Source organism: Lentzea sp. NPDC003310, assembly GCF_040610935.1.
In the GTDB taxonomy this organism is placed as follows: Bacteria; Actinomycetota; Actinomycetes; order Mycobacteriales; family Pseudonocardiaceae; genus Lentzea.
On sequence record NZ_JBEXNC010000003.1, the window covers coordinates 467,526 to 481,333 of the forward strand.

8 protein-coding genes are annotated in these 13,808 nt (G+C 69.7%); 6 read left to right on the plus strand and 2 right to left on the minus strand.

Annotated features, from left to right (window positions below):
* Positions 1–10: 10 nt before the first annotated feature.
* On the plus strand, positions 11–2,380 hold the full coding sequence (locus ABZX02_RS07310) for a beta-ketoacyl synthase N-terminal-like domain-containing protein (protein ID WP_355295732.1): 2,370 nt from the start codon (positions 11–13) through the stop codon (positions 2,378–2,380).
* A 121-nt stretch (positions 2,381–2,501) separates the two neighbouring features.
* Here ABZX02_RS07310 and ABZX02_RS07315 read toward each other — a convergent pair whose 3' ends face one another.
* Positions 2,502–3,350, minus strand: a complete 849-nt coding sequence (locus ABZX02_RS07315; RefSeq protein ID WP_355295734.1) for an abortive infection family protein — start codon at positions 3,348–3,350, stop codon at positions 2,502–2,504.
* Between the two features lie 198 nt (positions 3,351–3,548).
* Here ABZX02_RS07315 and ABZX02_RS07320 point away from each other — a divergent pair, with 198 nt between their 5' ends.
* The 5 genes from ABZX02_RS07320 to ABZX02_RS07340 are packed head-to-tail and all read left to right on the plus strand — an operon-like array spanning position 3,549 to position 13,514.
* On the plus strand, positions 3,549–4,169 hold the full coding sequence (locus ABZX02_RS07320; protein WP_355295736.1) for a sigma-70 family RNA polymerase sigma factor: 621 nt from the start codon (positions 3,549–3,551) through the stop codon (positions 4,167–4,169).
* Positions 4,170–4,186: 17 nt separating this feature from the next.
* Positions 4,187–4,441 (plus strand): acyl carrier protein, encoded by a 255-nt coding sequence (locus ABZX02_RS07325; RefSeq protein ID WP_355295738.1) that lies wholly within the window; start codon positions 4,187–4,189, stop codon positions 4,439–4,441.
* Entirely contained in the window at positions 4,438–9,984 is a 5,547-nt protein-coding gene (locus ABZX02_RS07330) for an SDR family NAD(P)-dependent oxidoreductase (protein ID WP_355295739.1), read from the plus strand. Before ABZX02_RS07325 ends, ABZX02_RS07330 begins: the two co-directional genes overlap by 4 nt.
* Before the next feature lie 9 nt (positions 9,985–9,993).
* The gene (locus ABZX02_RS07335; RefSeq protein WP_355295741.1) at positions 9,994–11,997 is read left to right on the plus strand and encodes a hypothetical protein; all 2,004 of its coding nucleotides are present in this window, start codon (positions 9,994–9,996) and stop codon (positions 11,995–11,997) included.
* On the plus strand, positions 11,994–13,514 hold the full coding sequence (locus tag ABZX02_RS07340; protein ID WP_355295742.1) for a PfaD family polyunsaturated fatty acid/polyketide biosynthesis protein: 1,521 nt from the start codon (positions 11,994–11,996) through the stop codon (positions 13,512–13,514). The genes ABZX02_RS07335 and ABZX02_RS07340 overlap by 4 nt, the downstream gene beginning before the upstream one ends.
* 18 nt (positions 13,515–13,532) lie before the next feature.
* On the opposite strand, the gene ABZX02_RS07345 is transcribed toward ABZX02_RS07340, so the two are convergent.
* The gene (locus ABZX02_RS07345) at positions 13,533–13,772 is read right to left on the minus strand and encodes a helix-turn-helix transcriptional regulator (RefSeq protein WP_355295743.1); all 240 of its coding nucleotides are present in this window, start codon (positions 13,770–13,772) and stop codon (positions 13,533–13,535) included.
* Positions 13,773–13,808: the final 36 nt, after the last annotated feature.

Consider the following 13,808-nt stretch of genomic DNA (forward strand, 5'->3'; position numbering starts at 1 on the left):
CTGGAGCATCATGGCACTCGACATCGCGATCGTCGGCATGGCCTGCCGGTTCCCCGGCGCGGCGGACGTCGACGCGTACTGGCGCAACCTGTGCGCCGGCCACGAATCGGCCCGCCACTTCACCGACGACGAACTGCTCGCGGCAGGCGTTCCCCAACATGTGCTGGACAATCCCGCGTACGTCCGGGTTGGACAGACGCTCGCAGACGCCGACATGTTCGACGCCGAGCACTTCGGCATCACCGCCGACGACGCCGAGATCCTCGACCCGCAGCACCGCCAGTTCCTCGAATGCGCGCACGAGGCACTCGAACGCTCGGGCTACGACCCGAACTCGTTCGACGGCTCGATCGGCGTCTTCGCGGGCGCCGGCATGAACACCTACCTGCTGCACGGCCTGTACGAGCGCTACCTCACGGCCTCCGGCCCTGAGCGGTACCGGCTGATGATCGCCAACGACAAGGACTTCCTCGCCACCCGGCTGTCCTACAAGCTGGGCCTGCGCGGCCCAAGTATGAGCGTGAACACGGCCTGCTCGACCTCGCTCGTGGCGGTGCACCAGGCGGTGATGAGCCTGGTCGGCGGCGAGTGCGAGATCGCACTGGCCGGTGGCGTGCACGTGCGCACCCCGCAAACCGAGGGCTACCTGCACCAGGAAGGCATGATCCTCTCGCCGGACGGCCACTGCCGCCCGTTCGACGCGTCGGCCCAAGGCACCGTGCTCGGCAGCGGCGTCGGCGTCGTGGTGCTGAAGCGCCTCGCCGACGCCATGCGCGACGGCGACCACGTCCACGCCGTGATCAAGGGCAGCGCGGTCAACAACGACGGCGCCGCGAAGTCCGGCTACACCGCCCCCAGCGTCGAGGGCCAGGCCGCCGTGATCTCCGAGGCGCAGGCGGTCGCCGGCATCTCCCCTTCCTCGATCACCTACGTCGAGGCGCACGGCACGGGCACTCCGCTGGGCGACCCGATCGAACTGACCGCACTCACCGAGGCGTTCGGCCCCGGCCTGCCCGCAGGCGCCTGCGCGATCGGCTCGGTGAAGAGCAACATCGGCCACCTCGACGCGGCCTCCGGGGTCGCCGGCCTGATCAAGACCGCACTGATGCTCGAGCACGCGTCTTTGGTGCCGAGCCTGCACTTCACCGCACTCAACCCCGAGGTCGACGCGGCCACCCTGCCGTTCCGGGTGAACACCGAGACCGTCGCCTGGACCGCTCCGGTCCGCCGAGCCGGAGTCAGCTCGTTCGGCATCGGCGGCACCAACGCACACGTCGTGCTGGAGCAAGCCCCCGTCCCGGCCATGGCGGACCGCGTTGAACAGGACCAACTGCTGGTGCTGTCCGCACGCACCCCGGCTGCCCTGGAAACCGCGACCGAACGGCTGTCGCGCTACCTGCGTGCCCATCCGGAGCTCGACCTGGCCGACGTGGCACATACCCTCGCCGTCGGACGGCGCGCATACCGGTTCCGCCGAGCCGTGCGATGCCCTGGTGACGTCCGTGCTGCCGCGTTGACCTTGGCCATCGGCGACGAAAACACCGTCGTCACCGCAGTCGCTGAGGCCGCGCCGAGGTTCGGTTTCGCTTTCGCCGCAATGTGCCCCGGTGCGGTCGACCTGTACGACGACCTGCCCACGTTCGCCCGGCACGCCGACTCTGTCGCGGCACGGGCCGGGGCCGGGAACGCCCGCGCGTTGCTCGGCACCTCCTCGCCGCAGGCCTCGCTCGTCGCCCAACTCGCACTGACCGAGTTGCTGCTCTCGTGGGGAGTCTCGTCCGCCGCCGTCCGGGGTGGGCTGGGCGAGCTCGCCCTCGCCTGCCTGGCCGGGACGTCCGACCTGCGCGAGGCGCTGGCGAAGGCCGACGGGCACGCCGGGGCTGAGTTCGCTTCTGGTGACCCGGTGTCGTTGTGGCTCGACCTCGCCGACGTTGCTGCGGGCCGTGGTCCCCTGCTGGCCGCGCTGGCACAGACCTGGGCCGCTGGTGCCGGCGTGCACTGGCAGAAGGTCTACGCGGACGAGTCCGCACGCCGGGTTCCGCTGCCGACCTACCCGTTCGAGCGGAAGCGGTACGCGGCAGGCGGTCAGGCCGTGGCGGCCGAGCAGCCCCGGCTCCTGCTCACCGACGAGGCGTCGATCATCGGGTACGTGCAGGAGGAGGTCATGCGGATCTTCGGGGCGCAGGACGGGCCGCCCGACCCCGACCAGGACGTGTTCGAGCTCGGCCTGGACTCGCTGGTGCTCATCGACATCTCCGCCAAGCTCGGTGCCGAGCTGGGCAGGCAGGTGCCGGCGTCGGCGTTCGCGGAACACCCGACGATCCGCGGCTTCGTGGCCACCTTGATGTCCGACGACGCACGCGATCCGATCACCGCGTGATCGTTCTGGGGCGGGAAACTAAAGCCTCCCGCCCCAGAAGTTCAGCTCATCCCTTGATGCGTACCGAACGCCGTGCTCCTCAGCGTGCCGAGCCGGAGGTCCCGACCGAAATGCAGAGCAGCTAGGACCGCTGCTGCCTGGCGTGAAGTGTGTCCAACATGAAGCCGCACCAAGCGATCGCACCACGCGCAGCAAGACGTCCATGGCTCGGAGCAAGGTCCTCTGGCAGCTCGGCTGCACCGTGGCCATCGCCGACAGCGTTCCGTATGTCACCGATAGCGATGACACAACCGTGAAGCTTCTCCATGAGAATTGCGAAGTCCTTGTGGTACCCCGCTGCCGACTTTCGGTCTATGCCTAGGACCTCGGTGGCTTGAGTGGTCAACGCCGAGATGGCGCGGTCGGTGTTGACGGTGCCCCCAGAGTCGATGATGACTCGCTTGGCCACAGCCTCGATCAAGTTCTTGGCGCGACTGATCGCGGCACCTGGATCACCCGGCAACGCAGCCTCGATTCGGCGAAGTTCAAGCCGAAGCGACGATGCGTCCAGCACGGTAGCCTCGACGGCAGAACGCAAACCCTCGATGGCCGCCGAGATGTCGCCGCTGTCGCGGTCAGCGATCCGCAGCTCCAGGGGGCCGATCGCCTTCGCTGCGTACTCCTGAAAGTACCTTCGTCGTAGGGCATGCGAGCCTGTGCCGCTGTGGGCGTTCTTCGCCGCTTCCACCGCTATATCGAGCGTCCGCCACGGAAACGGGTTGCGGATGCCGAACTGCGTCAGGACGTGCGCCAGCGCCTTGCGCTTGTTCCGGTAGTCCGCCCTGTCGGGTGGCGGGCCGGCCATTGACCTGTTCGCGCCCGCGACGAGGATCGCGGTGACTTCCTCGACCAGACCCTTGGCTTCTTCTGGAGAGTTCAGCGCAGGCCGCTCCTCCTCGGACCAGCCGTCGTCTTCGTAGTCAGCTTCCACGCGGTGAGGATCGCAGAGCCACACCCGCAATCTCGACTGGTTTAGATGCCGCGTCACCCTAACGAGTCGAGGTCTAGACCATGCCTCGCTGCCCTCGAAGCGAATCCTCCAGAGCATCACGACTGTGAACAAAACGGCTCGAGCCGCGCTTAAGTTCGCTGGCAACGGCTTTTGTTCACACAGCAGGGGGATCGTGTCGTGCCGCCATCGGACATCAGTACGGTCGTCGCCCGTTGCCGGCAATCCGACCAGCGCGCCTGGGCCGAGCTCGTCGAGTCGTACCGGCCGCTGGTGTGGGTCACGGTCCGTTCGTTCGGTTTGGACGCCGACGACGCCGAGGACACCTGCCAGGCGACCTGGACGCGGGTGTTCCAGCGCATCGACGTGATCCGCGAGCCCGACAAGATCCGCGCGTGGATCGTGACGGTCGCCAAGCGCGAGGCGTTGCGGCACGTCGGGCGGCCGAAGCGAGACCACCCGGTCGGCGACGGGCTGGAGTTGCTCCAGCTCCCGGCGGACGAGGCGACCGCCGAGGAGACGCTCTCCGCCGCCGCGGACTCGTCACGGCTTGAAGAGGCCCTGTCCGTGTTGAACGAAGCCCAGCGCGCGTTGCTGGACCTGCTTTTCGGTGAGGACGAGCTGAGTTACGCGGAGATCAGCAGGCGACTGCGGATCCCGCACGGCTCCATCGGCCCGACCCGCCGCCGGATTCTGAACCTGCTGCGCGAGGAGCTCGGGGTTCCCCGTCACCTCGCCGTCGCCGACACCGTGCCCGCCGACGGCTCCGACCGTTCCGTGCGGCTGAGCGCCACTGCCTGATTCTGGAGGACGTGTTCATGTTGGTCTCAACGGATTCCGCGCGGGCGTGGCTCGTCGACGCCGTCGCGCGGCGCAAGGGGTTCGACCCGAGCCAGGTCGCGCCCGACTGGCACTTCAACGAGCTCGGGCTCGACTCGACGGACGTGCTGGTGCTGTCAGACGAGCTCGCGAAGTGGACGGGTGTGGAGATCGACTCCGCCACGCTCTGGTACTTCCCCACGATCTCGCGGCTCGCCGAGCACGTCGCCAGTGAGGCGGCGACGCCCGCATGAGCGACATCGCGATCATCGGCCTGGGCGGGCTGTTCGCCGGTTCCCCTGACATCGGCGCGTTCTGGCGCAACGTCCTGGCCGGCAACGACTGCCTGACCGAGGTACCGGAAAGCCATTGGCGCTCCGCGGATTTCCTCGACCGCGATCCATCCACACCGGACAAGACCTACGCCGTGCGCGGAGGCTTCGTTCCCGAGGTGCGGTTCGACCCCACGGAGTTCGGCATGCCGCCGAACCTCATGGAGGTCACCGACATCGCGCAGCTGCTAGCACTCACCGTCGCGAGGGACGCGCTCGCCGACGCGGGCGCGCCGGGATCTTCCTGGTACACGCCCGAACGCACGGGCGCGGTGTTCGGCATGACCGGCACCGGGACCTTGCAGCACTCGCTGTCGGCGCGGTTGCAGACACCGTTGCTGCGCCAGGTGCTGCACCACAGTGGTCTGTCCTCTCAGGACGCTGAAGAGGTCGTGGAACGGTTCAACCGCGCGTTCGCGCCGTGGGAGGAGAACGCCTTCCCCGGCCTGCTGAGCAACGTGGTCGCCGGCCGGATCGCCAACAGGTTCGACCTTGGCGCCCTCAACTGCACGGTCGACGCCGCCTGCGGAAGCTCGCTCGCCGCCGTCAACGTCGCCGTCTCCGAACTCCAGTCCGGCCGCGCCGACCTGATGCTCACCGGCGGCTGTGACATCGAGAACACCATCTTCATGTACATGTGCTTCGCCAAGACGACGGTCCTGTCGCGCGGCGACCACATCCGCCCGTTCGACGCCGCCTCCGACGGAACCCTGCTGGGCGAGGGCATCGGCATGCTCGCTCTGAAGCGTCTCGCTGACGCCGAACGCGACGGCGACCGCGTCTACGCCGTGCTGCGCGGCATCGGCTCCTCCAGCGACGGTCGGTCCAAGAGCATCTACTCCCCCAACGCCCAGGGACAGATCAGGGCGTTGCACCGCGCCCACGCCGACGCCGGCGTCGAACCGGAGACCATCAGCCTGGTCGAGTGCCACGGCACCGGCACCCCGACCGGCGACCGCACCGAACTCGAAGCGCTGTCCGAGGTCCTCGGTGGCGGGCGGGTCGCGGTCGGCAGCGTGAAGTCGCAGATCGGCCACACCAAGGGGGCCGCAGGCGCGGCCGGGCTGATCAAGGCGGCGCTGGCCCTGCACCAGAAGGTGCTGCCGCCGACCATCAACGTGGACAAACCCGCGACCGTCTTCGCCGACTCGTCCTTGTACGTCAACACCAAGACGCGGCCGTGGATCGTCGAACCGAACCGCCCCCGCCGCCGAGCCGGTGTGTCCGCGTTCGGCTTCGGTGGCACGAACTTCCACTGCGTGGTCGAGGAGGCCGACGCACCACAGACCGAGGTGCTGCACCCCACGACCGAGGTGCGGATCTGGCATGCACCCGACGCCGCCGCGTTGGCGCAACGGCTGGCCGAACCCGCGACGGGCACACCGATTCCCGCCAGTCACGCCCGCGTCGCGCTCTTGGCCAGAACCGACGAGGAGTTCGACCGGCTGCGCGCCAAGGTGCTGGAGAGGCTGACCGCCGATCCGGACTCCTTCGAGATCGACGGCTCCGCCTTCTACCGCAGGCGCGCCCTCACGGGCCGGGTTGCGGCAGTGTTCGCCGGACAGGGCAGCCAGTACCTCGACATGGGTTCGGCGGCCGCCTTGTCCGTGCCCGCGGTGCGCGAGGCGTTCGACGCGGCAGCGCTGGCGTTCCCCGGTTCACCGCCGCTCGGCGAAGTGGTCTTCCCGATCCCGGTGTTCACCGACGAGGAGCGCACCGCACAGGAGAACCTGCTGCGCCGAACCGACTTCGCCCAGCCCGCGATCACCGCGCTCGCCGCAGGCCAGTTTTCCTACCTGCGCGAACTCGGCTTCATGCCGGACGGCGCGATCGGCCACAGCCTCGGCGAGCTGGGCGCGTTGTGGGCGGCGGGAAGCCTCTCCACGGACGAACTCTTCCGGCTCACCGCAGCCAGAGGTGCGGCCATGGCCGGTGACAGCGCCGAACCGAGCGCGATGGCTGCGGTGTACGCATCGGAACGGGACGTGGAGGGGCTGCTCGCGAACGAGCCGGACCTGTGGATCTGCAACGTGAACGGCCCGCAGCAGGTCGTCGTCGGCGGTGGCGAGAAGAGCATCGCGCGATTCGTGAAAGCGCTCCAGACGACCGGTCCGCGCATCTCCCGGCTGCCGGTGGCGGCCGCCTTCCACACCAGGTACGTCGAGCACGCTCTGGCACCGTTCCGCGAGGCCGTGGACCAGATCGTGGTGAAGGCCCCAGCGGTCCCGGTGTACGCGAACACACGTGGCGCCGAGTACGGCACCGACACCTCGGCGAACGCCGACGTGCTCGCCCGGCAGCTGCGCGAGCCCGTCCACTTCGCCCCGCAGGTCGACCGGATGTACGCCGACGGTTTCCGCGTCTTCGTGGAGCTCGGCCCGAGGCAGGTGCTGACCGGGCTGATCCGCCGGATCCTCGCCAAACACTCGGACGTCGTGGTGCTGTCCGCCGACGACGGCCCGCACGGCGACGGCGACCACAGCCTCAAGCGGACGGCCGCCCGTCTGGCCGTCCTGGGCGCCGGACTCACGGGCTTCGGCCAGCACGCGCACTCCCCCGCACCCCAGCACACCGAAAGGATGGCGATCCTGGTGACCGGCGCCAACCACGTCGCCGACGAGCGACGCGCCTACCTGGACGAACTGGCCGCACCACCCGCACCCATGCCGGCCGCGGCGCCCGCAGCGGGTTCCCTGCTGGCAGAGCACATCGCGGGCCACAACGAGTACCTGCGCGGGCAGCTCCGGGTCTCCGAGCAGCTCACCGCGCTGCTGCGCGACCAGGCCGGGCGCGGCCCGATCGACCCCGCGTTGTCCGAGGGCGTCAAGGCGCTCGTGCAGCACAGCCTCGAACTGGGGCGCACCCACGTGCAGGCCGCCGACACCGTGCTGCGCCTCGCCCACCTCGCGGGCACGTTCGACGGCGCTCTGCCTGCCACACCTCAGGTGCCGGCGCTCGCCCCGATCCCCTCGCCCGAACCACTTCCCGCGCCTCTCCCCCAACCGACTCCTCCGCCCAAGGCCGTGGTCGCCCCACCGCCATCGCCCACCCCCGCACCCACCGCGGCCCAGGAACCGACGATCAGCGTCGTGCTGGAGATCGTGTCGGCCCAGACCGGCTACCCGGTAGCGGTCCTCGACACCGCCATGGACCTGGAGTCCGACCTGGGCGTCGACTCGATCAAGCGCGTGGAGATCATGAGCGCGGTCCGGGAACGCTTCCCCGCCACTCCCGAGCTCGAGCCGGAACGGCTGGCCGAGCTGCGCACGCTCACTGACATCAACGAGCTCCTGGCCGGCGTCGCGCAGGAGGTGGTCGGCCCAAAAGCAGGTGAGGGCGCACCCGGCAGCACGCCGGTGCGTCCACGCCCGCTCTCCGCTCCGAACGTCACGCACGACGCGTACGTCGTCAAGCGTGCGCTCGTCCGGGGTGAGTGCGGCCTGGCCACCCACCTGGCGGAGGTGCTGCGGACCGCGGGCTGGGAGATCGCGTCCACCGCGGACGGCGGGCTCGACCTCGTGGTCCACGTCGCCGGCGAGCCGGTGACGGTCAGCGGCGCGGCAACCGAACTGGCTGCCGCCCTGGCCACGGCCAAGCAGACGATCGCGGCGCTCGCGGAGGCACCGGGCCGGGCTGCCTTCGTGACGGTCAGCCGGATCGACGGCCAGTTCGGCGACACGGCGATCAACACGGCGCACGCCGCGATGGCCGGTCTGCCGGGTCTGGTCAAGACACTCGCCCACGAGCATCCGAACCTGTTCTGCCGCGCGGTCGACCTGCACCCCGCTCTCGACGACGAGACCAGCGCCGACCTGATCCTCGCGGAGATCCACGACGCCGACATCACGCTGCACCAGGCCGGTCATGACGGCCTGCGGTGGACCATCGCTCCAGACCGTCACTCCGAGGTCGAGACGACGGAGGAGGCACCGGGCGCCGAGGACGTCCTGCTGGTCATCGGTGGCGGCCAAGGCGTCACGGCAGCCTGCGCGCGTGAGTTGCACGCGCGATACCGCTGCCAGTTCGTGCTGGCAGGCCGCACCGAACTGACCGACGAGCACTTCTGGAGCAACGGCGTCACAGACGAGGATCTGACCGCCGCGGTCACCGAACGGCTGTCGGCCAACGGACATCCGACACCGCGCGCCGTGGCGAACCTCGTCAAGCAGATCCAGGCACAGCGGGAGATCCGCACAACTCTCCAAGCCATCGCAGGCGCCGAGTACGTGACGATGGACGTCGCCAACGCGGCAAGCGTGCGCACCGCGCTGGCACCGCTCGCCGAACGCATCACCGGTGTGGTGCACGGCGCGGGCGTCCTGGCCGACCGGCGCGTCGCCGAGATCGACCTCGACTCCGCCCGCCACGTGCTGGCGGTGAAGGTCGACGGTCTGAGTCACGTGCTCGAGGCTCTCGACCCTGAACGGCTCCGTCACGTCGTGCTGTTCTCCTCGGTGGCCGGACTCTTCGGCAACCCAGGACAGGCCGCCTACGCGATGGCCAACCAGGCACTCGACGGCATGGCGCGTGCACTGCGCACGGCCCTACCGAAGGCGACCGTCACCTCCGTGGCGTGGGGTGCCTGGGCCGGTGGCATGGTCACACCGGAGCTGGCCCGGCGCTTCTCCGACCGAGGCGTCGAGCTGATCGACGTCCCCGCCGGGGCCAGGCTGTTCACGGAGCTGTGCACCGCACGGGACGCGGTCGTCCAAGCCGGGCCAGGGCTCACGACCGGCAGGACGCTCCGGATCGCGGCGCTCGACAACGATCCGGAGCTCGCCGACCACTCGATCGGCGGCGTCCCGGTCCTCCCGCTGACCGCGGCGATCGGCACGATGCTCGCCGCCGTCGACACCCGCAACCCCCGTGGGCTGAACCGAGTCGTCGTGCATCGTGGCCTCGTTCTGAACGACAACCGCCCGGCCGAACTCTCCGCCAGCGCCGACGGTGACGACGTGCGAGTGCACGACGACGCCGGAAAACCGAGGTACAGCGCCACCGTCCACTTCGAACTCAGCCCGCCCGAGAAGCTCGAACTCCCCTCGCAATGGACACCGGTCAGCCCTTATGCGGACGGCACGTTGTTCCACGGCCCGGCGTTCCAGGGGATCGTCGAGGCCGCAGGAAACGCGTTCCGCTGCACGGTGCCCGCTCGCACACTCGCGGGCGGCCTCTGCGCCGCGGACAGCTACGACCCGGTGCGCGCGGATCTTCTGCCGCAGGCGGCAGCCCTGGTGGTGTCGAGAGATCTCGGCCGGTCCGCGCTGCCGACGCGAGTGGAACGGGTCGAGGTGCACGCACCGCTCACCGAGGAGTTCGTGGTCGTCGTGGAGGACGTGCTCGACCAGTCCCCCAAGGCCATCTGCACGGTGACGGCGTGCGCACCCGACGGACGGGTGATGCTGCGCTTCACCGGCCTGGAGCTCGTCACCACCTCGAATCTCGCCGCGAAGTTCGGCCGCTGAGGAAGGCACATGCGCACATCGATCATCGGCGTCGGCGACACGGCGGACGCCGCCCTGCGCGACGCCGCCGTCGCCACCGCCCACGTGGTCAGGGTCGACTCCCTGGAGCAGCTGCAGCTGGTGGCCCGCGAAGCCGGGTCACCGGTGGTGGTGTTCGACGACACCGCCGCGATCGTGCTGGCCGCTTCGGCCAGCCAGCGGGTCTACGCGCTTCTCGACCTGACCGGCGACGTGCACGAGCCTGACCACGTCGAACTGGTCGGCGAGGTGTCTCCACAACGGCTCACCTCCATCGCAGCCACGTATCCGGCTACTTCGCCTGGCAAGTCGATCAGTGTCAGCCAGGGTCTCCTCGGCGCGGTGGCCCTTGTGGCACAACACATCGCAGCTCGGCGGCTACCCACGTCCGTTCTCGTGGTGCCTGAGTCGGCCAAATCCGAGTTGGCTGGCTTCAGCACTCCGGCCGAGACCCGTCCCTGGCTCCGCAGGCACCGCGAAAGCCCGGTCGCCGCAGTGGTCGACGCAGGGACCGAACGACTGTTCCTCCTCGGCGCCACCGCCCCGGCCGCCAGCCCGCTGCCGTTCCTGCTCGTGCTGTCCGGCAACACGATCGCGGAGATCGTCGTGGCGGCGGAGACGTGCCTGGGCGAACTCGCCGCGGGCCGCCCGGCGCACGCGCTCGTCGAGGAGCACGCCGGACGGCGAGGGCAGTGGCGTGCCGCGATCGTGGGCGCTGACGAGGAGCAGCTCCACAGCGAACTTGTAGCCGCCGTGGACGGGTTACCGGACGTCCAGCCCGGTGGCGAGTGGGCAACGCCGGCGGGCAGTTACTGCACGACGGCTCCGATCGGCACGGCCTACCGCGTCGCCTTCGTCTACCCCGGCGGCTTCACCGCCTACCCGGACGTCGCCGAGGACCTGTTCGACCTCTTCCCCGCCTTGCGCGACCAGTTCGAGCAGGAGGCTGACGAACCCGCGACGAGGTACCGCCTCGACACGATCCACGGGCTCGGCCTCACTCCCGGACATGCTGCGGCGATGCGGCACGAACGGGCCCTGCGCGACGACCTGGCGGGCATGGTCAACATCGGCCTCAACGTGGCCGTGCTGCACACCAGGATGCTGCGCGACCAGCTCGGACTGCGTCCGGACGGCGCTCTGGCCTACAGCTTCGGCGAGGCCAGCATGCTGTTCGCCCTGGGCGCCCTGGACTTCGCGGGCTGGGACCCGTCCTCGTTGGACACCAGCCCGCTGGTCCAGAACGGCCTCAGCGGACGCAAGGACGTGGTGCGTCAGGCCTGGGGAACCGCCGAGTGGGCCTCGCACGTGGTCCTGACCGGCCCGGAACGCGTCCGCGCGGCCATCGGGGACGAGGACCGCGTCTTCCTCACCCACGTCAACAGCCCTGAGGAGACCGTGATCGCCGGCGACCCGGCGAGGTGCGCCGAAGTCCTGGCAAGACTGGGGTGCTCGTCGGCGAAGTCTCCCACGGCCCACGTGCTGCACTGCGACCTGCTGGACGACTCACGGCCGGAACTGGCGAACCTGCACGCACACGAGGTCCGTCGGGTCCCCGACGCCGAGCTGCTGTCGATGGTCGAGTTCGGTCCCGCGTCCTTGCCGGTCGGATCGACTCCGGCCGAACGGATCGCGCACACGCTCACCCGCCCCGTCGACTTCCCCCGGCTGGTCGAGGCGGCGTACCTGCGCGGCTACCGGTACTTCGTCGAGGTCGGCCCGGCCGCGAGCTGCACGCGGTGGATCCGCGACACGCTGGGCGACCGCCCGCACGTCGCGGTGTCCGCGGATCAGCGGGGCGTGCCCACCGGCCTCGCCGTCGCCAGGGTCCTCGCCCGGCTCGTGTGCCATCGCGTTCCCGGACCTGAACCGGTGCTCGCCCTCCAGGTGGTCCTGGCGCACCGCCACGTGCTGCGCGCACACAACGCGGCGCAGCAACACGCCGTCGCCGCGCTCGCCCGTTCCCGCCCCGATTCCGTGGAGCCACAACGATGACGACGATCGAGCAGTCCCCGCTCGCCGACCTGGAGGCGCACGTCCACCTGCTGCGCGACGGCAGCCTGACCACCGAACTCCCCTCCAACGGCGACGAGGTCGTCGCAAGCGTTCGCCCGTTGCCGGCGCATCAGCTCGGTTCTGCCGCGTTCCGGGAACGCCACGGCGTCCGCTACGCCTACCAGAGCGGTGCGATGGCAGGCGGGATCGCGTCGGCCGATCTGGTGATCGCCATGGCACGAGCCGGGTTTCTCGCGTCGTTCGGCGCGGCCGGGCTCACCCCCGACGTGATCGAGCAGGCGCTACTGCGGTTCGCGCGCGAGATCCCCAGGCTTCCGTTCGCCTGCAACCTGATCAGCAGCCCGAGTGAGCCCGCGCTGGAACAGGGCGCCGTCGAGATGTTCCTGCGGCACGAGGTCCGCTGCGTCGAGGCCTCGGCGTTCGTGATGCTCAGCCTGAACATCGTCCGGTACCGGGTCGCGGGGCTCTCCCGTGGCCGGGACGGCGAGATCGTGGTGGCGAACCGCGTGATCGCCAAGGTGTCCCGGCCCGAGGTCGCCGCGCGTTTCCTGGCTCCACCACCCGAGTCCGTCGTCGCGGAACTGGTCAGGGCAGGGCTCGTGACCGCGGAGCAGGCGACACTCGCCCGGTTCGTGCCGATGGCGGACGACATCACGGCGGAGGCCGACTCCGGTGGCCACACGGACCGCAGGCCGCTGCCCGTCCTGCTGCCGATGATCGTCCGGCAGCGTGATGCGGCGGCGGGCCTTTACGAGATCCGCGTCGGAGTCGGTGCGGCCGGCGGGATCGGCACGCCCGAATCGGTGGCGGGCGCGTTCGCCATGGGAGCCGACTACGTCGTGACCGGCTCGATCAACCAGGCCTGCGTCGAGGCCGGCACGTCACCCGCTGTTCGCCTGGCTCTGTGCGACGCGGGCCTCGCGGACTTCCAGATGGCCCCCGCGGCCGACATGTTCGAGCTCGGCGCGGAGATCCAGGTGCTGCGCCGGAACTCGATGTTCCCCATGAGGGCCAAGCGTCTGTACGAACTGTATCGGCGCTACGACAGCGTGGAATCGATTCCATTGGAGGAGCGGGCCAAGCTCGAGGCAGAAATCTTCCGGCAGCCGCTCGAAAACGTGTGGCGCGAGGTCACCGACTTCTTCTCCCGGCGCGATCCCAGCCAGCTCGAGCGCGCCGCGAAGGACCCCAAGCGCCGCGTGGCCCTGTTGTTCCGCTGGTACCTCGGGATGGCCTCGCGCTGGGCGAGCACAGGTGACGAAAACCGCCGTCTCGACTACCAGATGTGGTGCGGTCCGGCAATGGCGGGGTTCAACGAATGGGCGGCATCGACGTACCTCAAGGACCCCGACCGGAGAAAGGTCGCCGACGTGGCACTGCACCTCATGAAAGGTGCAGCTTTCAACTTCAGGGCAACACACCTGCGTTTAGCAGGAGTTTCCATTCGCGATGAGTTCGAATGGACCTACTGCCCCACCGACCCGGGCAGGCAGTAGGCCATCAAGCGCACGGGCTCAGGCACCCAGCTTCAGGCACTCGGGCTCGTTCGCTTCAAATTCAACCAGTTCGGCCTCGCTCACCCGGAGAACCCCGGCGAGCGCGACGATGTCCCGGTGGCGGTTGAGCCGCCGGGTCCCGTTCTCCAGCATCGACAGAAAGCCCGGCGAGATCCCGGCCAGGTCAGCGGCGGCGCGCACGGTCAGACCGCGACCGCGCCGCCGCGCGCGTAGCCACGGCCCGAACGGCAGCCGCACCGGTCCAGGCGCAGCTGTGCGCGGCCCACTCACAAC